The 22,127-nt window shown below is 34.3% G+C and carries 19 protein-coding genes; all 19 read right to left on the reverse strand.

Annotation, left to right across the window (positions count from 1 at the left end; all coding sequences use genetic code 11):
* Positions 1–399: 399 nt before the first annotated feature.
* The 19 genes from JOC75_RS05820 to JOC75_RS05910 all read right to left on the reverse strand — a co-directional run bounded on the left by JOC75_RS05820 (position 400) and on the right by JOC75_RS05910 (position 22,126).
* Entirely contained in the window at positions 400–1,575 is a 1,176-nt protein-coding gene (locus tag JOC75_RS05820; protein ID WP_204953121.1) for a glycine C-acetyltransferase, read from the reverse strand.
* Between the two features lie 22 nt (positions 1,576–1,597).
* Positions 1,598–2,638 (reverse strand): L-threonine 3-dehydrogenase, encoded by a 1,041-nt coding sequence (tdh, locus tag JOC75_RS05825; RefSeq protein WP_204953122.1) that lies wholly within the window; start codon positions 2,636–2,638, stop codon positions 1,598–1,600.
* A 324-nt stretch (positions 2,639–2,962) separates the two neighbouring features.
* Complete coding sequence (locus JOC75_RS05830) at positions 2,963–3,832, reverse strand: 2-oxoacid:ferredoxin oxidoreductase subunit beta (protein WP_204953123.1); 870 nt, start codon at positions 3,830–3,832, stop codon at positions 2,963–2,965.
* A 1-nt stretch (position 3,833) separates the two neighbouring features.
* The gene (locus JOC75_RS05835) at positions 3,834–5,570 is read right to left on the reverse strand and encodes a 2-oxoacid:acceptor oxidoreductase subunit alpha (RefSeq protein WP_204953124.1); all 1,737 of its coding nucleotides are present in this window, start codon (positions 5,568–5,570) and stop codon (positions 3,834–3,836) included.
* Between the two features lie 191 nt (positions 5,571–5,761).
* Positions 5,762–6,682, reverse strand: a complete 921-nt coding sequence (locus JOC75_RS05840; protein ID WP_204953525.1) for a membrane dipeptidase — start codon at positions 6,680–6,682, stop codon at positions 5,762–5,764.
* A 206-nt stretch (positions 6,683–6,888) separates the two neighbouring features.
* Positions 6,889–7,149: a stage V sporulation protein SpoVS gene (spoVS, locus tag JOC75_RS05845; protein ID WP_010193268.1), complete on the reverse strand. Its 261-nt coding sequence runs from the start codon at positions 7,147–7,149 to the stop codon at positions 6,889–6,891.
* A gap of 334 nt (positions 7,150–7,483) precedes the next feature.
* Entirely contained in the window at positions 7,484–8,278 is a 795-nt protein-coding gene (locus tag JOC75_RS05850) for a TIGR00282 family metallophosphoesterase (protein ID WP_204953125.1), read from the reverse strand.
* A gap of 166 nt (positions 8,279–8,444) precedes the next feature.
* A complete protein-coding gene (rny, locus tag JOC75_RS05855) occupies positions 8,445–10,007 on the reverse strand; it encodes a ribonuclease Y (protein WP_420828002.1) in 1,563 nt (520 codons plus the stop codon).
* A gap of 641 nt (positions 10,008–10,648) precedes the next feature.
* Positions 10,649–11,683, reverse strand: coding sequence for a recombinase RecA (gene recA / locus JOC75_RS05860; RefSeq protein ID WP_204953126.1), 1,035 nt, complete (start codon positions 11,681–11,683; stop codon positions 10,649–10,651).
* A gap of 250 nt (positions 11,684–11,933) precedes the next feature.
* The gene (locus JOC75_RS05865; protein WP_239589295.1) at positions 11,934–13,184 is read right to left on the reverse strand and encodes a competence/damage-inducible protein A; all 1,251 of its coding nucleotides are present in this window, start codon (positions 13,182–13,184) and stop codon (positions 11,934–11,936) included.
* 23 nt (positions 13,185–13,207) lie between these two features.
* On the reverse strand, positions 13,208–13,789 hold the full coding sequence (gene pgsA, locus JOC75_RS05870) for a CDP-diacylglycerol--glycerol-3-phosphate 3-phosphatidyltransferase (protein WP_146947078.1): 582 nt from the start codon (positions 13,787–13,789) through the stop codon (positions 13,208–13,210).
* Positions 13,790–13,940: 151 nt separating this feature from the next.
* Positions 13,941–14,822: a helix-turn-helix domain-containing protein gene (locus tag JOC75_RS05875; protein WP_204953127.1), complete on the reverse strand. Its 882-nt coding sequence runs from the start codon at positions 14,820–14,822 to the stop codon at positions 13,941–13,943.
* A 16-nt stretch (positions 14,823–14,838) separates the two neighbouring features.
* Positions 14,839–15,633: a DUF3388 domain-containing protein gene (locus tag JOC75_RS05880; RefSeq protein ID WP_204953527.1), complete on the reverse strand. Its 795-nt coding sequence runs from the start codon at positions 15,631–15,633 to the stop codon at positions 14,839–14,841.
* A 205-nt stretch (positions 15,634–15,838) separates the two neighbouring features.
* A complete protein-coding gene (locus tag JOC75_RS05885; protein WP_146946635.1) occupies positions 15,839–16,096 on the reverse strand; it encodes a DUF3243 domain-containing protein in 258 nt (85 codons plus the stop codon).
* Positions 16,097–16,176: 80 nt separating this feature from the next.
* Positions 16,177–16,899 (reverse strand): elongation factor P 5-aminopentanone reductase, encoded by a 723-nt coding sequence (ymfI, locus tag JOC75_RS05890; protein WP_204953128.1) that lies wholly within the window; start codon positions 16,897–16,899, stop codon positions 16,177–16,179.
* A gap of 96 nt (positions 16,900–16,995) precedes the next feature.
* On the reverse strand, positions 16,996–18,282 hold the full coding sequence (gene yfmH / locus JOC75_RS05895) for an EF-P 5-aminopentanol modification-associated protein YfmH (protein ID WP_204953129.1): 1,287 nt from the start codon (positions 18,280–18,282) through the stop codon (positions 16,996–16,998).
* Entirely contained in the window at positions 18,279–19,556 is a 1,278-nt protein-coding gene (yfmF, locus tag JOC75_RS05900) for an EF-P 5-aminopentanol modification-associated protein YfmF (protein ID WP_204953130.1), read from the reverse strand. Before yfmF ends, yfmH begins: the two co-directional genes overlap by 4 nt.
* Before the next feature lie 164 nt (positions 19,557–19,720).
* The gene (locus tag JOC75_RS05905; protein WP_204953131.1) at positions 19,721–20,959 is read right to left on the reverse strand and encodes a bacillibactin exporter BcbE; all 1,239 of its coding nucleotides are present in this window, start codon (positions 20,957–20,959) and stop codon (positions 19,721–19,723) included.
* Between the two features lie 213 nt (positions 20,960–21,172).
* Entirely contained in the window at positions 21,173–22,126 is a 954-nt protein-coding gene (locus tag JOC75_RS05910) for an ABC transporter permease (RefSeq protein ID WP_420828014.1), read from the reverse strand.
* Position 22,127: the final 1 nt, after the last annotated feature.

Consider the following 22,127-nt stretch of genomic DNA (forward strand, 5'->3'; position numbering starts at 1 on the left):
CTGAAATAACTTTATGGCTCTTTAGCTTAAATATTGAAAGGGTCTGGGACATTAGTATTTAAGCTAATGATAAACCCGAAATATAAGGAAGATATTTCAGTTTATTATTAGCCTAATATTTCGGGTTTTTATTTGCTGTCTTTAAAAGATTTTTTAATTTTGCATACTATTTTTAAGAACTAGTGGAATGGAGCGGAAAACATTTGACTCCTGCGGGTGCAGAGGAAAGGCTGAGACCCCACAGGCGCTTGCGCCGAGGAGGCTTAGCTTCCTCCCCGCGGAAAGCAAATGTTTGCAGCGCAATGGAACGAACTTATTTCTTTCAACTTAACTGAATTTAGATTTATTCGTCTTTTTGTATGACATCTTTAATTATGTCCCAGTCACTTTATAGTGTTTTTAAATGATTTCAAGCTCTTTTCCTGCTTTTTCAAAAATATTCAATGCTTCTTGAAGTTCTTGTTTTGTATGCTCAGCAGTTACAATTGTTCTAACACGTGCTTGACCCTTTGCAACTGTTGGAAAGGCAATTCCTTGCGCAAAAACACCATATTCAAGTAATTTATCTGAAAATTGATGCGAAATCGCCTCATCTCCAACCATGACAGGTGTAATTGGAGTATCACTATTTCCAGTATTAAAGCCTAATTTGTTAAGCCCTTCTTTAAAAAACTTTGTATTGTCCCACAGTTTTTCAATTAATTCTGGTTCTTCCAATAATACGTCAATCGCCTCAATACAAGCTGCGGTAACTGCAGGTGGATGTGATGTACTAAATAAAAATGGTCTTCCTTTATGAATTAAGTAATCAACAAGAGTTTTAGTGCTTGCTACATAACCTCCTAATACACCAACTGCTTTACTTAAGGTACCTACCTGAATATGAACACGTCCATCTAAACCAAAATGATTAACTGTTCCACGACCATTTTCACCTAAAACACCAGACGCGTGTGCATCATCTACCATAACTAAAGCATCATATTTCTCAGCTAAATTAACAATTTCAGGAAGTGGTGCTATATTACCATCCATTGAGAAAACACCATCAGTTACTATTACTCTTACTCTAAAATCCATTGACTCCTTTAAAGCTTTCTCAAGGTCAGTCATGTCGATGTGTTTATATACTTTTCTTGCTGCTTTTGTTAATCGAATACCATCAATAATAGATGCATGATTTAATGAATCTGAAATAACTACATCATCTTTTGTTAAAATTGAAGAAAGGACACCTTGATTCGTCGTAAAACCCGATTGAAAAACCAAAGCTGCTTCAGTATGTTTGAAGGTTGCTAATTTTTCTTCTAGCTTTTGATGCATAGTTAATGTGCCTGCAATTGTACGAACTGAACCAGTACCTGCTCCATATGTTTTTACTGCTTCTATTGCTGCTTTACATAACCGTGGGTGACTCGTTAAGCCTAAATAATTATTTGAGGAAAGCTGTATGACTTCTTTACCATTTATAACAACCTTTGCACCTTGATCACTTTCTAAAGGAACTAAGTTTCTGAAAGTTCCTTCTTTTTTCATATTATCTAGTTCGGTTTTTAAGTATTCAAAGCCTTTCATATTTATCTCCTCCTATTTCCTTTTAAGGATGTAGCACAACTTTGCCACAATTACCTTCAATCATAAGGTCAAAACCTTTTTCAAACTCTTCTAAAGAAAAGTGATGAGTGATCATCGGTTTTACATCCACTTGACCTGAGTGGATTAAGCTTGAAACCTGTTGCCATGTTTCAAACATTTTCCTACCTGTTATACCTTTTACCGTTACCCCTTTGAAAACGATATCATTTGTAACATCAAATTCAATTGGGCGAACCGGTAAGCTTAAGATCGAAACTCTCCCACCATTTGTGACCATTTTAAAACCTTGATTCATAGCTATTGGGTGACCTGACATTTCACAGACAACATCCACACCGTTTCCTGCTGTCAGTTTTTGTACAACATGAAGTGGATCATCAATTTTGGAATTAACAATAGTAGTTGCTCCCATCATTTTTGCTAATGTAAGTCGATAGTCATTTAGATCAAAAGCTATCACTTGTGCTGCACCTGCTGCCTTAGCAACACCAACAGCCATAATGCCAATAGGTCCACAACCAATAATTGCTACTGTTTTCCCCACAACATCTCCTGAAAGAACAGTATGAACCGCATTACCCATTGGTTCTTGAATTGCCGCAACATCAAAAGGCATTTCTTTTGGATTTACCCAAATATTACCCGAAGGTATTGCAACATACTCAGCAAAACATCCTTGTGTGTCCACACCAATAATTTTTGTGTTTTTACATATATGTGCACTTCCAGTTAAACATTGTGAACATTTCCCGCAGACTAAATGTGTTTCAGCTGAAACGGAATCACCAATTGAAATATTTGTCACTTTAGAGCCTATTTCTACTACTTCTCCTGAAAATTCATGACCAAAAACATATGGTGGATTTACACGACTTTCAGACCATTCATCCCATTTATAGATATGAACATCAGTTCCACATATTGAAGTGGCCTTTACCTTAATTAACACTTCATCCTCGGCTATGCTTGGAATATCAACCATCTGCAATTTTGCCCCATAACCGTGGTGATGCTTTACAACCGCTTTCATTTTTCCACCCAAGAAAAACACCCCTTAAAGTTAAAACCTTTATATATCTATATTTTAACATAATTATTTGCTTTGTAAATATATGTGTCTCTTTATAGTGGACAAATGATTGTATATAAAATAAAATTTAAAATTTATATCTATACACCTATAATTACGAATGCAAACTATTTTAGTTTACATAATATTATTATGATTTAATTAAATTTACTGTTTTCACAGAAGTCATGTATTTTTACTCTCTATTAAAATGATAGCTAATGAAAAGGTTACAAGAACTTTATGAAAAAGGGCATAAAAAAAAGATTGATGAATAATCATCAACCTTTTTAATCGTTACATAAATTCTGCAACTAATTTATTGAACACTTCTTCATCAATCTCTAAATCAGCTTGTGATAATGGCTTTTCGCTGTAGCCAGTTAAAAGTTCTTGATAAGATTTTTGCTCAGTGTTTTGATAGATCAGTCCTGTTACTAATCCTTTATGCTTCATAAGTGTTTGCATGGCCGTTTCTTTGCTATGTGGATCATAGCCTTCCACATCTGCAAGTTTAGTTAAATTTTCTTTAAACCAATCATAAGTATTTACCTTGTTATAAGTAACACAAGGACTAAACACATTGATAAGTGAAAATCCTTTATGATTAATTCCAGCTTCTATTAAGGCAGTTAAGTCTTTCAAATCAGTTGAAAAGCTTTGAGCAACAAATGTTGCACCAGCTGTTAATGCCATTTCCATAACAGATAAAGCAGATTCAATTGAACCTTCTGGCGTACTTTTCGTTACAAAACCAGCATCACTACGTGGAGATGTTTGTCCTTTAGTTAATCCGTAAATTTGATTATCCATAACAATATACGTAATATCTATGTTACGTCGAATTGCATGAATTGTATGTCCCATTCCGATTGCAAAGCCGTCACCATCACCACCTGACGCAATAACAGTTAAATCTTTATTGGCCATTTTTACACCTTGAGCTATTGGTAAAGATCGACCATGAATTCCATGGAAGCCATAAGAGTTAATGTATCCGGAAATACGACCTGAACAGCCAATTCCAGATACAACAGCTAAGTCCTCTGGTGTTAAGCCTACATTTGCAGAGGCTCGCTGTATTGCAGCTTGAACAGAAAAATCCCCACAGCCAGGACACCAGTTTGGTTTTACATTATTTCGAAAATCTTTAAAAGTTGTCGCCATTTTATAACAACTCCTTACTTCTCGTATGAATTTCATGAGGAAGGAATGGATTACCGTCATATTTTAATAATGATGAAATTTTCTTTGCATTCCCAACATTCATTTTTAATAAACTTGCTAATTGACCAGTAGCATTATTTTCAACAACAATAACTTTTTTAGCAGCTTCTACTAAGGGCTCCAATTCTTCAGTTGGAAAAGGATGGATTAAACGTATTTGTGCATGATTCACCTTAATCCCATCCTCTTCTAAACGAGTTATAGCTTCCTCTATTGTACCTCTAGTTGAAATATACCCAACAAGTAAAACGTCCGGATTTTCATGTTGAAGATTTTTATAAACAGGATTTTTAAACGCAAGACCATCTAGTTTTCTAAGTCGCTTATCCATTTGTGCTACACGGTTGCTAGCTGATTCTGATGGCTTACCAGTTTCTTCATGCTCAACACCTGTTACATGGTGAATACCATTTTTCATTCCTGGAATAACTCGTGGTGAAACACCATCTTCTGTTACTTCAAAACGCTTGAAGTATGCTTTATTCTCTGATTCAGGTAAATCTTCCGTTAATAGCTTTCCGCGACGAATATTTATTTCACTATAATCTAATGGCTCCACAGTTTGTTTTCCTAAAGATAATTGAAGATCAGTTAAAAGAATAACAGGTACTTGATATTCCTCAGCTATATTAAATGCTTCTATTGTGTCATAAAATGCCTCTTGAACTGTACTTGGAGCCATGACAACTTTAGGAATTTCACCATGTGTGCCATATATCATGGCCATTAAATCCGATTGCTCCTGCTTTGTCGGTAATCCTGTACTTGGACCACCTCTTTGAGTATCAATAATAACAAGAGGTTGTTCTGTCATTCCTGAAAGTCCAATAGCTTCCATCATTAGTGATAATCCAGGACCAGCAGATGCTGTAAATGTGCGTGCACCAGCATAATTAGCACCGATTGCCATTGTACATGCGGCAATTTCATCCTCTGTTTGAATAACAGCCCCACCGAATTTCGGCATTTTTTCTATTAAGTATTCCATAATTTCAGAAGCAGGTGTTATAGGATAAGCTGCCATAAAGCGAGACCCACCAGCAATTGCACCTAAAGCTATTGCATCGTTACCAATCATAAACATCCGCTTATGACCATCTGCTTTTTCAAGAAACATATCTTGTCGGTTAAAACCAAGCTCTTCTTTTAAATACGCGGCACCCTTTGAGATTGCTTCCATATTTTTTTCAACAATCTTTTCACCTTTTTTACCATATGTATCATTTACCACTTCATGATACTGATTAGGTTCAATATCTAAAATGGCACTTGTTGCACCAATTGCTACCATGTTTTTCATCAATGAAGTGCCTAATTCAGTAGCAATTTCAGTAAAAGGAACAGAATATAATGTTACATTGTCACTTTCTGGTATACTTGGCTTAAATTTAGCATCTGCAAGGACAATTCCACCATCTCTTAGCTCATGGAAATTCACATCAATTGTCTCTTGATCAAAAGCTACTAATATATCAAGATTATCAGAAATAGATCGAACCTGTTTTGTACTCACACGAATTTTGTTATTTGTATGTCCACCTTTAATACGTGAAGAAAAGTGGCGGTATCCGTATAAAAAATAACCTAGTCGGTTTAATGCAATAGAGAAAACTTCACCAGTACTTTCAATACCTTCTCCTTGCTGTCCTCCAACTTTCCAGGAAAGCTGATTTATCATGTAATTACACCCCTCTATAAAGCAATGTTGAAATTTTTTATATATAACTATCAGTTTATCAATAATCTTGTCGAATTTCATTATTATATCATCTGAAATTTCTTCAGACTACACTAAACGTATCAATTGTAGACTTTTCAACAAAAAATTACAAGAGTTTCACTTTAATAGAGTAAAAGTCTTTGGGTATATCAAAAATTGATATGTTCAAGGAAATTTCGATACATAAACTTATGTACGAGTTCTTCGTTGTAATGTTTTTGAAGCTCATTAAGCAATGTTGCATAACATGCATAATTTTCTAAACCTTCTATTGTTACATCGATCCCATCAAAATCCGATCCAAATCCAAGCTGATTTTCACCACCTAATCCACAAATATAATCCACATGTTTTATAACATCTGAAATTGTTGGATTACTTTTACTCGTTGTAAAAAATGGAACAAACGTCACACCTATCATACCTTTATTTTTTAATAGAGCAACAATTTGTTCATCTCGTAGGTTTCTTACATGCGGACAAATCGAATAAGCATTTGAATGGGATGCAATCGGGTACTTAGCTATTTCTAGTGCTTCCCAAAAGCTTCTTTCACTAGCATGTGAAACATCTGTCCATAGCTGTTTTTCATTTAAATACTCAATAACATTTCGACCAAAGTTTGTTAAACCACCATTTCTTTTTTCATGTGCTCCATCTGCCACCAGATTAGCAAAATTCCATGTCAAACCAACCGATCTAACTCCCAATTGGTACAAAATTTGTAGATTCTTTAACTGATCTCCTATCGCATCACATCCTTCTAAGGTTAAAACTGCGCCTATTTCTTGCTTAGTTAATTGATCAATATCTGATTTTGTTTTTATTAGTTTTATTTCTGGATAAAACTTAACGATTTTTTCATAAAAGATCGTAATTTGTTGTAAAGCAATGTCCATTCTATTAATAAACGGAGCATCTTCAGGAATAAAGATGGCAAAACACTGGATATTATTGTTCATTTTTTTTAGTTTTGAGATTGAAACCTGGAGTCTCTCATCTTGGTAAACGTCTATATCAGGTTCTCTCCATAGCTTATATAATAAATCACAATGAGCATCAAATATTATCATTACTCATTACTCCTTTCTATATTGTGAAAAACTCTCATTTTGTTTTAGATATTTTGAGGGTCAATAAGTGAGTCTTATTGTTCGATAATCAGGTTAATAACCTACTGTGTTTAGAACCTATAGAACATGACAAAACAGGGCTTGACTCTATTGAGTCAAGCCCTTGTATTATTAACATCACATATATAAAGAATCTAACGCTTTCAACGCGGCTCCACAATTAACTTAATAGCTGTTCTTTCTTCGCCATCTATTAAAATATCTGTAAAAGCAGGTATACAAATTAAGTCTACACCACTTGGCGCTACAAATCCTCTAGCAATTGCTACAGCCTTTACAGCTTGATTCAATGCACCAGCACCAATTGCTTGTATTTCTGCTCCACCACGTTCTCTTAATACCCCTGCTAATGCACCAGCTACAGAGTTAGGATTTGATTTTGCTGAAACCTTTAATATTTCCATTTCTAGTTCCCCCTTAGTTTTCAATGAATCCTTGAGTGTTCATTAGAACAATCATTGGCATATCTTGTTTAAAGGCTCCCCTTACCTACCTTTAAACAGTATTAGTTAATCATCCAATGATACTATATTCACTAGAGTTGGAAAATATTCCTGCTTGTTCGTACATTAATTCGAAATCTGCGAATAGAAAGGAAATGCTTATAACAAAATCAACAGTACAGCAAAGCACTAAAAAGGATTTAGCACTAGATCTGTTTAACTAAGATGGAGACATTTTGATTACAATTAAAGCTAAGCGTGAAATATGTGTTTATTGTTGAAGAGCTCTTTTTACTTATTCAAAAAACATATGATCATCATTAATTAGGATACGCTCAATCTTACTTGCTTTTCCAGTTTTATCATCTATATCAATAATAACTCCACTTAATTGTTTACGACCTTCAGCGACATCGTGACGCACAGGTAAACTTGTTAAAAAACGTTTTAGGATCATATCTTTATCCACACCCAATATTCCATCGTAAGGACCTGTCATTCCTACATCCGTAATATAAGCTGTACCTTTATCTAATATTCTATTGTCAGAGGTTTGAACATGTGTATGTGTTCCTACAACAGCAGACACTCGTCCATTCAAATACCAGCCCATTGCCTGTTTCTCACTAGTTGCCTCTGCATGAAAATCCACAAAGATAATGGAAGTTCGCTTCTGAGCTTCTTCAATCAATTCATCAGCTTTTCTGAATGGACAATCTGAAGGAGGAAGAAACGCACGACCTTGTAAATTGATAACAGCAATCTCCTTCCCTCCAACAGTAATAAAGACCATCCCTTTACCTGGGTTATCAACAGGAAAATTTGCTGGTCTGATCATTTTCGTTGCTTTGTCTATAAACTCGAAGATTTCACGGTTATCCCAAGTATGATTCCCCATCGTCACTACATGTGCACCATTCTCGATAAATTGCTGGTACATTTTCTCAGTGATCCCTCGACCATGTGCTGCATTTTCTCCGTTGATAATTACAGCTTGTGGACGATATTTAGTTTTTAATTTAGGTAAATATTCCTTAATCATTTCACGACCTGGTGACCCAAAAATATCTCCAATAAACAATAACTTCATAATTAAAAGCCCTCTCTGTCATATTAATTTTAAGTTTCTTTTTCTTATAAGACTGTCTATATGTATAAATTGCAGTTTCAATTATTTCTTTAAACCTATTTATGTTCCTACTTAGTGTTACACAAAAAACGCAAAAAATAAAGCGGTGCATATCTGCACCACTTTATTATTTTGCATATTCAACTGCCCTTGTTTCACGAATCACCGTTACTTTAATATGACCAGGATAGTCTAATTCTTCTTCAATTCGTTTTCGTATATCTCTCGCTAAGCGATGTGCTTGTAAATCATCAATACTATCAGGTTTAACCATGATACGAACTTCACGACCAGCCTGAATTGCAAATGACTTTTCAACACCCTCATAAGATTCAGAGATTTCCTCAAGCTTTTCTAGACGACGAATGTAGTTTTCAAGTGTTTCACTACGTGCGCCTGGTCTAGCAGCAGACAATGCATCAGCTGCAGCAACGATCACTGCTATAATTGACGTTGGCTCTGTATCACCATGATGAGATGCTATACTGTTGATAACAACTGGATGCTCTTTGTATTTTGTACCAAGTTCTACACCAATTTCAACATGACTTCCTTCAACTTCATGGTCAATTGCTTTACCGATGTCATGTAATAAACCAGCTCGTTTAGCTAACATCACATCTTCACCAAGTTCTGCAGCCATTAATCCAGATAAATAAGCTACCTCAGTTGAATGCTTTAATACATTTTGACCATAGCTTGTACGGAATTTCAAACGACCAAGAATTTTAATTAAATCTGGATGCAGCCCATGTACCCCAACTTCAAAAGTTGTTTGTTCTCCAGTTTCTCGGATGTATTCGTCAACCTCACGACGAGATTTTTCAACCATCTCTTCAATACGTGCAGGATGAATACGTCCATCTTGAACAAGCTTATCAAGAGCAATTCTTGCTGTTTCACGTCGAATAGGGTCAAAGCCTGATAAAATAACTGCTTCTGGTGTATCATCAATGATAAGATCAATACCCGTTAATGTTTCTAACGTACGTATATTACGACCTTCACGTCCAATAATACGCCCCTTCATTTCGTCATTTGGAAGGTTAACAACTGAAACTGTTGTTTCAGCTACATGATCTGCCGCACATCGTTGAATAGCAAGTGACAGGATTTCTTTCGCCTTTTTATCTGCCTCTTCTTTTGCACGATTTTCGCTATCTTTAATCATTATAGCGATATCATGTGTGAGTTCATTTTCTACCTTTTCAAGAATGATTGACTTAGCTTCATCTCGAGTAAGGCTAGATACGCGTTCTAGCTCTGTTTGCTGTTTACGCACAATCTCGTCCACTTTGCTTTCCATCTCTTCAATATGCTGTTGTCTGTCATTAAGAGAATCTTCTTTTTTCTCTAGCATAACTTCACGTTTATCTAAAGACTCGTTCTTACGATCGAGATTCTCTTCTTTTTGTAATAAGCGATTTTCTTGTTTTTGAAGTTCATTCCTTCTTTCACGAACTTCTTGTTCTGCTTCTGTTCGCAACTTATGGATTTCATCTTTAGCTTCAAGAAGCGCTTCCTTTTTCGTTGCCTCTGCATCACGTTTTGCTTCTTCTATAATCTGCTCAGCAGCATTATTAGCTCCAGCAATTTTCGCTTCTGCAATAGATTTACGAACAAAATAGCCAACAACTGCACCGACGATTAGGCCAAGCAAAATGGAGATGATTATTGATACTATGTCCATCATTACACCTCCTCTTGCTATGAACTTGTTTTTCTAGATTAAAGTGTCGGCATGTACATTGTTCAATTTAAGTTGTCAACATACAGCACAAAGCTTTCTGATCATGTTGAACTTTGCGTCTTTATAAGTTTTTAGGAAGACCATTTCAAGTACCAACATTTTGTTTGCTTTTTAAAATTCTTCAATCATCATTCTACAAAATTGTAAAATATACATCCTAATTGTAAATCTGTGAATTTTTATTGTCAAGCCTATGACCGTAGTGATTTCAGTGTTTCTAGCGATTTTGCTAAATAAATCATTGAATCAACGAGATTAATTGTTGCTTTTTGTCGAATCACGTCGCATTAATAGCAGATATTTTCGACACACTATGATTATATCGAGATGAGTAATGATCATGTATAGGTGTTACATCTTCACTAATTGATTTTACGACTATATGTAAGCTGAATCACGCTTTCAATCATGACGGGATTTTCTATGGCAGTGGTTTACAATCTATTTTAGTGATATATTTTTGAAGATATATCTTTTTTAATAGTAACTTATTTTCACCCAATAACTTAGTTATATACTAAATATTTATGTAATACTAAAATTTAAACAAAAAAAGGGCATATCTGCCCTTTTTTACTACCTTACTCTCCTAATAGGTTTAATTCTTCATTCTCAGGAGCAATTACTTCTTCATCTAATCCATAATGCTTACGGATTTTCTCTTGAATCTCAAGTCTAATTGCTGGATTCTCTTTTAGGAATTGCTTGGCATTTTCACGACCTTGACCTAAGCGTTCTTCATTATATGAATACCAAGAACCACTTTTTTGCACAAGATCAATATCTGTACCTAAGTCGACAATTTCACCTTCTTTAGAGATTCCCTCACCATACATAATGTCTACCTCAGCAACTTTAAAAGGAGGAGCAACTTTATTTTTCACAACTTTAATTTTCGTTTTGTTACCAACAATGTCATTTCCTTGCTTTAGTGTCTCTGCTCTACGAACCTCTAAACGTACAGATGAATAGAATTTAAGCGCACGGCCACCAGGAGTAGTTTCAGGATTTCCGAACATTACACCAATTTTTTCACGAATTTGGTTGATGAAGATAGCAATTGTTTTTGATTTATTAATAGATCCTGATAATTTACGTAAAGCCTGTGACATTAAACGTGCTTGAAGACCAACATGAGAATCACCCATCTCACCTTCAATTTCAGCTTTTGGTACTAGAGCTGCAACTGAGTCAATTACAAGAATATCTACTGCTCCACTACGTACAAGAGCTTCAGCTATTTCAAGTGCTTGTTCACCGGTATCAGGTTGTGATAATAATAGTTCATCAATATTAACACCGAGCTTTTGAGCATATACAGGATCAAGAGCGTGTTCTGCATCAATAAATGCAGCTTGACCACCTTGTTGTTGTACTTCTGCAATTGCATGAAGAGCAACAGTGGTTTTACCAGAGCTCTCAGGACCATATATTTCTATTATTCTACCACGTGGATATCCACCTACCCCTAATGCAGCATCAAGTGCAAGTGAACCACTTGGTGAAGTTAAAATCTTTCTATCTGTTTGTTCACCTAACTTCATTATAGAACCTTTACCAAATTGTTTCTCTATTTGTTTTAACGCCATATCTAAGGCAGCTTGACGATCGCTCACAAAATTTCCTCCTCTAAATGAATCTATAATAAATATAACGCATTTTAAATCATTTGCCAAGTAAAAACCGAACATTTATTCGATTGTTTTAGCTATGAAATTTTCTTCATAATTATATTTTGTCTTACTAAAAATTCTATTTTCTCAGCATAATAACGTGCGAAAAGTCAATTTTAATTTTAGTATATCAATTCTAAGAAAAAAGATCTGAATAAGTACCTGATCAGATCTTTTATCATCAATTAGTATATCATTCTATTTCATTTAATAGTTTGACCAAATAGTGACATCCATACTTTACCGTCTTTAGTCTTATTCCGTTTCTTGATCCTGCTAAATTTAAGTTATACACCTTTGTATAATCATCACTAAGTGATATGCCGATAAAGACAGTACCTACTGGTTTATTTTCCTGTGTAGCGGGTCCTGCAACACCAGTAAAGCTTATTCCTATATCACTACCAGTAAGCTTGCGTATTTGTTTAGCCATTTCATTTGCACATTGTTCACTCACTGCACCATATGTTTCAAGAATGTGTTGATCTACTTGTAAAATACTATGCTTAACATCATTCGTGTAACCAACAACACTGCCGTTGAAAATGATTCCTGCACCCTCTAGTGCTGTAATATGCTCTGAAAACATTCCACCAGTTAAACTTTCTGCAGCGGCGATTGTTTTTTTCTTCTCCATCAGAAGATTTTTCAGCTCATTAACAATTGTTGTTTGTTCATAGCCATAGAAAAACACACCAACACGTTCATTTATTTTATTCTCGATTTCATCTAAAAGCTTATTAGCTACTTTTTCGTCCTTATGCTTTGCTGTTAGTCTTAAAGTAACTTCTCCATCTGCTGCTAAAGGAGCTATTGTAGGATTGGTTTGTTGATCAATTAAATCTTGGATATCAGTTTCTAATTGAGATTCTCCTATACCAAAATAACGTAAAACCCGTGAAGTTAATCGATCTTGAAGACCTAATTTTTCATGAAAGTACTCTATGCCATATTTATTAAACATAGGTCTCATTTCACTAGGCGGACCAGGTAATAGCATGTATGTTATTTCATCCACTTGGAAAGCCATGCCAGGAGCCATACCATAGTCATTTTGTAATATGTATGAACCATCTATAACAAGTGCTTGCTTTTTATTGTTTTCAGACATGACACGTTTTGTTTGAGAAAAATATTGCTCAATGCTTTGTAATGCATGTTGATCAAAAATAAGTGTTTTACCAACTGCTTTTGAAATAGTTTCTTTTGTTAAATCATCTTTAGTAGGTCCTAGACCGCCAGTAAATATAATTACATTAGACCTTTTTTGAGCAATTTCAATAGCTTGTTCAAGACGTCCTGGGTTATCACCAACTACTGTATGGTAGTATACATTTAGACCAAGCTCCGCTAATTGCTTTGATAAAAATTGTGCATTACTATTAACGATTTGACCTAGTAATAACTCAGATCCAACAGCAATTATTTCAGTACGAATATTCATTGTTTCCCTCCTTAGAATAAACGTTATTTTGAGTTAATAAACGCTTGTTTATTTTTAATAAAATAATCCCACCCAGAATAAACAGTAAAAAATGTTGCAACCCATAAAGAAATAGAAGCAAAAGGCAGATTAATAAATTCGAAAGGAATATTATGTAATAAAAGAGCTGAAATAGCTATAATTTGCGCCCAAGTTTTAATTTTACCTAACATATTAGCTGCTACAACTTCACCCTCACCTGCTAAAACAAGTCTTAGCCCTGTAACTGCAAACTCACGACTAATAATAAGAATGACCATCCATGCAGGAGCAAGTTCAAGATCAACCAAGATAATAAGTGCAGCAGAAACTAATAGCTTGTCTGCTAGAGGATCTAAGAATTTCCCAAGGTTTGTAACCATATTTAGCTTTCTTGCATAATAACCATCAATCCAATCTGTTGTTGAGGCGATAATAAAGATAATTGCTCCTATAAAATGTGTTAGTAAAATAGACTCTGACCCTAATGTCAATGTTCCCCATTCAAAAGGAGCAAGCATAATTAGCATAAATACTGGAATTAAGAAAATTCGTGAAATCGTTATTTTATTCGGTAAATTCATAATACATATCCTCCGTATTCGTTGTGTGTAAATGGTACATTTTTTCTTCCAATTAAAACAGGACGACTCTAAAAATGTCAGAGCTCTCCTTAAGATATTCGTGAAACAAACTTCATACCTTAGGAGAGGTTTTAGACATTCTTTGAGTCAGTCCCTATTCTTTCATATAAATAATTGTGATATTCTGAGGAGTTTTCTTCGTATCCTCATATTTTAAAAGCTCACCATTAATCTTTAAATCTGTTCCAGGAACGTTGCCGACCCTTACTGTTATTTCAGTTTCTGCTGAAAAATCATTTGTTTGTGTTTCTCCTTTTGGAATTTCCTCACCAAAAAAGGTTTTTCCTTTACCATTTTTAATACCCACCCAAGTCCGGTCTTTTGCGATGACCTCTAACTCAAACTTATCTGTTCCTGAAAGTTCATATACTGTATTTGTACCTTTAACTTCTTTAAACGTTAAGGTTTGTACAGGTTTTTCTTCTTCAGGGGGAGCACTTTCCTCATCAACAGCTGCAGGATCTTCATCTGCTGTTTCTGTTTCTGTTTCATCCTCAGATGAAACATTATCAATTTTCTCGAATTCACTATCACTTACTTCAGTTATGTTTGTTTCATTCTCATTTCCCTGATCATTTACCGCTGCAGTTTGTCTCCAAATCCAAAAGCCAACTGCGATAATTAGAATGAGCAAAATCAAACCAAATTTAGGAAGCAACTCAACAAATTTAGAAGCAGTTTTGGGTAATTCTCTTTGCGTTTTCACCCGTGAAAGTTGTTCAGGGACATCCTCTTTATATGTAGTTGGTACTTCATTCTTGAATTCCTCAAAAAGATCATCTGCATTCAGATTAACAGCTTCAGCATATTGCTTAATAAATGCTCTTGCATAAAATTTCCCTGGCATCATAGAGTAATTACCCTCTTCAATACCTAATAAATATCTTTTTTGAATTTTTGTTATAGCTTGAAGGTCATCTAAACTAATATTTCTTTCCTCTCTTGCTTGTTTCAGTCGATTTCCTAATTCACTCAACCGTAACACCCCATAATTAAAAGTCAAAGCCTGAAAGACTTGGAGAATCAAACCTCATTTGTGGTTCTTCAACATCTTTATACGTAATTTCTTCGTCAGGATCATTGCGAATTTCTATTATATAATCGAAATCATCAATTGTATATTCTGTATTTTGCACAAAAATATCTGGATGCTCTACGACCTTTGTTGCAGATAGTCTCATGATCTCTCTTACTAACTGTAAATGCTTTTCAGATCCTCGTCTAGTAGAAACTATACCATCTATTATAAATACATTATCTTCACTATATTCATCAGCAATCAACTGACTTCTAATTGTTTGCTTAAGAAGTGTTGATGAAACAAATAACCATTTTTTATTGGCATTTACACTTGATGCGACTATCGATTCAGTTTTCCCTACCCTGGGCATTCCACGAATCCCCACTAACTTATGACCATCTTGCTTATATAATTCTGCCATAAAATCAACTAAGAGTCCAAGCTCATCTCTTACAAACCGAAATGTTTTTTTATCATCAGCATCTCTTTGTATATATCTTCCATGTCGCACTGCTAAACGATCTCGAAGCTTAGGTACACGTAGCTTTGTAACAGTTATATTGTCCATTGTATTTAATATTGATTCAAGTCTTTTTACTTGATTATTACTTTCACACTTTAATAATAATCCTCGACGTGAATCATCTACACCATTGATCGTCACAATATTTATTGATAACATTCCTAATAAAGATGCAACATCACCTAGAAGACCAGGTCGATTTTTTTGTATTTCATATTCTAAATACCATTCATATGGCAAAATAAACCCTCCTTATTAGAAGGCTCTGTTAAATTCAAGAAGATTTTGTTGCTACTGGTATTAACAAAGCCATATAAATAAAAGTTCGAATCATCTTCATTATATCATATATGATTTTTCCAAAAGATGAAAGATTTAGAAGTGAAAAGATGTATGAGGAAAATAACTTAAAAGAACTACATTGAAAAAAGAGAGGAAATCTCCTCTCTTAGTTAGAACCGTTATCTTGAACAAGCTTAACCATCATGTTAGCAATAGCGTGCTGTTCTTGCTCTGACGCTACACTCCATAAATCTGCTAGTACTTTTTCTTGAGGATTTTTAGCTTCTACTTGTTTAGCTAAATAATCGCCGATTTCAAAAGCTAAATTAGAAATAACTTGATCATTCATACCTTCGTTTTGTGCATGATCTAAACGATCACCAAGAAAACCTTTCCACTCATTCCAATTATCTAAAACAGACATAGGAGTACCTCCTTTTTTTATTGTTACATGTGTATTATTCCTTTAGGAAAAGCATTTTATTCAAATAAATAAAGAAACCTTTAAATCCATCCTCCATCAACTGATATTACTTGTCCAGTTATGTATGAGGATTTTTCAGAAGCTAAAAATACGACAGCTTCAGCTACTTCGTTAGGATGCCCCAATCGCCCAATAGGAATTCCTTCGGCTAATTCTTCTAATTCATCTTTATTAAAATTTGAAAGCATTTTGGTTAAAATTGCACCTGGTGCTATTGCGTTTACTCTCACTTTACTTGGACCTACTTCTTTTGCCAGAGCCTTTACAAACGAATTTTGTCCACCCTTGACCATTGAATATAATACTTCACATGAAGCACCAGTTATTCCCCATATTGACGAAATAACAATAATATTCCCTGATTTTTTACTAATCATTGGGGGTATTAATTTTTGCGCTAAGCGAAAAGGACTTGTTATATGTAATTGAATCATTTGATCTATTTCATGATCATTCATATCTGTTATTAATCCATAGAAACTATTACCGCTATTTAATACAAGTAAATCGATTGGAACTGAAATTTGATGAATTAGTTCATTAACACCAGATATTGTAGACAGATCTGCTTGAACTGGAATGATCTTACTTTCACTAGCTGTGAATTTTTCAATAAACTCCTTAATTGCTGTTTCATTTTTATTGAAATGAACATATAGTGAATACCCTTCATTCAATAATTTTTCTGCTATGGCAGCTCCAATCCCTCCACTAGCACCTGTTATTAATGCGAATTTCCCCATTTAAATGAACTCCTTAAGATCTTATTATACTTGGTATTTAAAAAGGTCTGACTATTTGTCAGACCTCATTATTATATCATCTATATTTTAGTCATGTTACTTTGGAATAACCTGACAAACTGAAAATAATTTCTCTTCCACAGCTTCATTCAAAACCTGATTTATGTCTTCTTTTGTTAAAGATTCTAATGTAGGAACAACATCAAAGAGGTTCATATCATTAAAAGCATATCTTGTGAATTGATTTGCAATATATTCAGGTGAATTAACAGCCCTTAAAAATGCACCAATTTTTTTCTTCTTCGTAGCATCAAACTGACTAAAATCTCCACCATCCTTTTTTGATGTAATAAGGATATTTTTGATTTTTTCTGCCAAAAGATCTGGGTTATTAGTATCTCCACCGATCATAGCAAAGCCGAAGCCTTTTTCTTCAGTATAATCATAGCTAAATGTATCATCTATTAACCCTTCACCATATAATTCCTCATAATGATTAGAGCTTTTACTAAAGAGCATATCTAAAATAATATTCATTGAAAGCTCATACTTTAATAGTTCTTTCCCAACTCTTTTAGGGTTCTTAGCTTTTAATCCTACTAAACATTTTGAGCTTTGGACATTCATTCGTAGTTTTTCGATTGACTTATATACCTCGTCTTCTTCAATAGGGAATTCTCTTTTAATTTCTTCTTGATTTGTAAAATCCTTTTTCTGTTGATTTTCTCGAACCTGATTCAAAATTTGCTCTGGCTCTACCGCACCTACAATAAATAAAAGCATGTTACTTGGATGATAAAAAGTATTGTAACATTCATATAGCGAATCCTTAGTTATTTTAGCAATAGACTCTACTGTTCCAGCTATATCGATTCTAACTGGATGATTTTGATATAAGTTTTGAATGAGCCCAAAATATAAGCGCCAGTCTGGATTATCATCGTACATATTTATTTCTTGTCCTATGATACCCTTTTCCTTCTCAACAGTTTTCTCAGAAAAGTAAGGTGTTTGAACGAAATCAATTAATGTTTCCAGGTTTTTATCAACATTACTTGTGCTAGAAAATAAATAAGCTGTTCTTGTAAATGATGTAAATGCGTTTGCTGATGCCCCTTGTTTACTAAATTGCTGGAATACATCACCATCTTCTTTTTCAAAAAGCTTATGTTCAAGAAAATGAGCAATACCGTCTGGAACTGATATTGATTTCTCTTCATTTAGAGGCACAAATTTATTATCGATCGAACCATATTTTGTTGTAAATGTGGCATACGTCTTGTTAAACCCTTTTTTGGGCAAAACATAGACATCAAGTCCGTTCTCCATTTTTTCATGATAAAGTGTTTCTTCTAATTGATCAAAACGAATAGGATTTGTCATGCATTTCCCCCCATTCCTTTAAGAAAATAAATAGTATCCAGTTCAATTTTGTTAGCTACCTGTATTACCTCTTCTTTTGAAACATTATCAATTCCATTTAGATAGTCATCAAATGAGCGATGAATGTTTGCAATCACATTATGATAGACGATTTCAACTAATCCATATGGTGTATCAACTGTTTCAAGCAGCTGATTTCGGATTACAGCCTGTGTTTGCTCAAATTCTTCTTTTGAAAACTCACCGTTTTTCATTGCATTCATTTGTTCTTTTATAATTGTCACAGCCTGCTCATAATTCTGTTCTTCAATGCCTGACATTACCATTAATAGCCCTTTATGACTCTCAACTCTAGATGCCGCATAATACGCTAAACTTGCTTTTTCACGGACGTTAATGAATAGCTTCGAATGAGAAAACCCACCAAAAATGCCATTGAACACCTGAAGAGCATAATAATCATCATCTTTATATGTGCTATTTGTTCGATATCCTATATTTAACTTTCCTTGTTTCACATCCTGCTCTTCAAGGACCTCTGTTTCCTTTACAGACTTTTGCTTTTCTGTCTCAGCTGTTCGCTGAGAAGTATTAGTGAAGTTAAAATATTTCTTTACAAAATCTTCTACTTCTTCTTGCTTTGTATCACCCACAACATACATATCTATTTTGTCAGTTGTTATTGATTTTTTGTAATATTCATATAGAGTTTCACCAGTAATTTGATCAACTTGATCAATTTCACCATTTACATGTAGTGCATAAGGTTCATCTTTACACATTTCTTGAACAAGTCGTAAATTTGAGTATCTCATTTTATCATCATAAACTGCCTGAATGCGTTGTTTAAGAGTACGTTTTTCCTGTGTTACAACATCTTCTTTAAACACTCCATTTTCAATCACAGGCTCAAGTAAAATCTCTGATAAAAATTTCACTGCTTTTTCAAGTAATGGTGTTGAGTCTTTTAGAAATTTCTCATTTGCAATTTCCATTCTGAAAGAAATAATGTGATTCTCACCTTTTTTTGCTAGATCAACATGAAGTGTTGCTCCATATAATTCATCCAAATGTTGTCTTAGACTTGTACTCGTAGGATAAGACTTTGTACCTCTCTGAAGAACATAAGGCAATAAAGCTCTATTAGTAACATCAGTTTCATTCAATGGCGCTAATAGCTTTAGTACAATTGTATTTGTTTTAAATTTTGTTGTAGAAATAGTATGTAATGACATTCCGTTAACTTCTACAATTTGCTCATTTATGTACGACATTTTGAACCTCCTTTTATTGACAGTTTTGCTTGTAATTATAACAATACGAGGATAATAAAGGAAATAATACACATTTTCAATCTTTATTTAGTCTTTCTAAGCAATTTAGTATTTATACATAATTAAAGAAGACTGACAAAGGGGATCCCTTGAGTCAGCCTTCTTTATGCAAGCTTTGGCATCTGTTTTGAATTAGGGTCATTTTCCTTGCCTTTATTAGGCTTAATAAAGAGGAGGACCACCATAACTGCAATAAAACTGCTTCCAGCAGAAATATAATAAATGAGATGCTCAGACGCTGTCATAAAATAAGAATATGCAGGTGGACCTGCAGCAACACCGATAAATCTCATTGAACTATATATCGAGGTAATTGTTCCTCTTTCTTCCTTTTCAATACCTTCTGTTATCATTGCATCTAAACTTGGTAAAGTAATCCCGATACCTATACCAGTAAAGACTAAAAATGAAATAAGGAAGATAATGGAGTGTTGAATTCTTAACGCTATAAAAGAAATAGCAACAGTTCCCATTCCAACAATCATCACTGTTTTCATTAATTGCTGATTTTGACCTATTTTTTTGCCTGATATAAAAGAACTTATTGATAATGCTAATAATGGAATCGCAAGTACAAGACCTTTTTGAATACCATCTATTTTGTATTGTTTTTCTAATATATCTGATAAATAAAACAGAACTCCAAATAAAACAAACATAATGATACAGCCTACTGCAAAAATAGAATATAACCATCTTCCATTTTTCTTAAAGATATCTTTCACACAGTGAGTAAACTCTTTGAAAGATTGTTTTTCCTGTTTCTTTTTCTTAGGTATTTTAACTAATAAAAAAACGAGTAGCACACTAATCCCACTGAAAAACGGAATAAACCAAAATGGCAGGTACCATAAAAAAGAGGCTAGTGCAGCACCTATTATTGGACTTAATACTTTCCCAGCAGTATTTGCCGTTTCAGTTAAACCAAGCCCTGCGCTAATTTCATCATCATTTTTAAACATATCACCTATTAAGGGCATCACAACTGGGGCTGCCCCTGCAGATCCTATCCCTTGTAAAATCCGTCCTAATAAAATTATAAAAAAGGGATCATCCATCTTCCATGCAGCCCATCCCGATACTGCTCCTCCAATACCTGCAATAATTAAACAAGGAACCATTACAACTTTTCTTCCAAAACGGTCTGATAAATAACCTGCTATTGGAATTAAAATAATTGCAACGATAGAGTAGACCGTGATAATAAGGGAAACTTGAAAAGAGCTGATATCTAATTTTTTTGCTATGAGAGGTAATACTGGAATTAGCATAGAATTTCCCAAAGTCATAACAAGTGGAACAGATGATAATGCAAGTAAGTCAAGCTTCTTTCCTGATTCCATTTTGTCTTCTCCTTGTCTTCTTATTTATTTGTTACCAAGTACATTTTGTGTAATTTCTCCCTAACATATACTGGAATTTAGTAACAAATCTGCTTATGAGTACCCTTGCATAAGGACCCTTTCTAAAAATAAGATTCCATTCAGCTCGTTATTCAATTAACAAATGAAAAAGCTTCTACAAAATAAATTGTAGAAGCTTTTTTTTCATTACTATTATCTTTTACCTTTTTCATAAGGTGTTCCTAAAGCTTTAGGAGAATCCGCTCGCCCAATAAATCCTGTTAAAGCTAAAATTGTTAATACATAGGGTAGAATGAGCAAATAAACTGTTGGAATATCTTTAAGCAATGGTATTGTGCCACCAATAATACTTAAACCTTGTGCTAAGCCAAAGAACAGTGCTGCTCCCATTGCACCAAGTGGATGCCATTTACCAAATATAACAGCAGCAAGAGCCATAAAACCTTGTCCGCTTATTGTTGCATGACTAAAGTCTCTAGCAATGATTGTTGCATAAACTCCGCCACCAATTCCAGCAAAAGCTCCACTTAAAATAACACCTATATATCTCATTTTTGTAACGTTAATTCCCATAGTATCAGCAGCCATTGGGTGTTCACCGACTGAACGTAGACGAAGACCAAATGGTGTCTTGAATATAACATACCATACAATAAATGCAGCGAATATCGCTATATACGAAGTAATGTAACCTCCAGAGAAGAAAATATCACCAATTATCGGAATATCACTTAAAAAAGGTACATCCATTTTATTAAAGCTGATTGTGATACGATCGGTTTGTCCTTTTTCATAAATATTCTTCACTAAGAACAATGATAAGCCAAGTGCTAAGAAGTTAATAGCAACACCACTAACAACTTGATCAGCTTTAAATGTAATTGAAGCTACGGCATGAAGCAAAGAAAAAATACCTGCTGCAATCATCGCGGCTAATATGGAAAACCATGGTGTGGCATTTCCTAATATATCTGCAAATTGCAAGTTAAATATTATACCGACAAATGCACCAATAATCATTAAGCCTTCAAGCCCAATATTTACAACACCAGATCTTTCACTAAAAACTCCACCTAGTGCAGTGAAAATAAGTGGTGCTGCAACGAATAATGCAGTGGGAATGATAATCTCTAGAGCTTGTAATATA

Source organism: Metabacillus crassostreae (assembly GCF_016908395.1).
Classification (GTDB): domain Bacteria; phylum Bacillota; class Bacilli; order Bacillales; family Bacillaceae; genus Metabacillus; species Metabacillus crassostreae.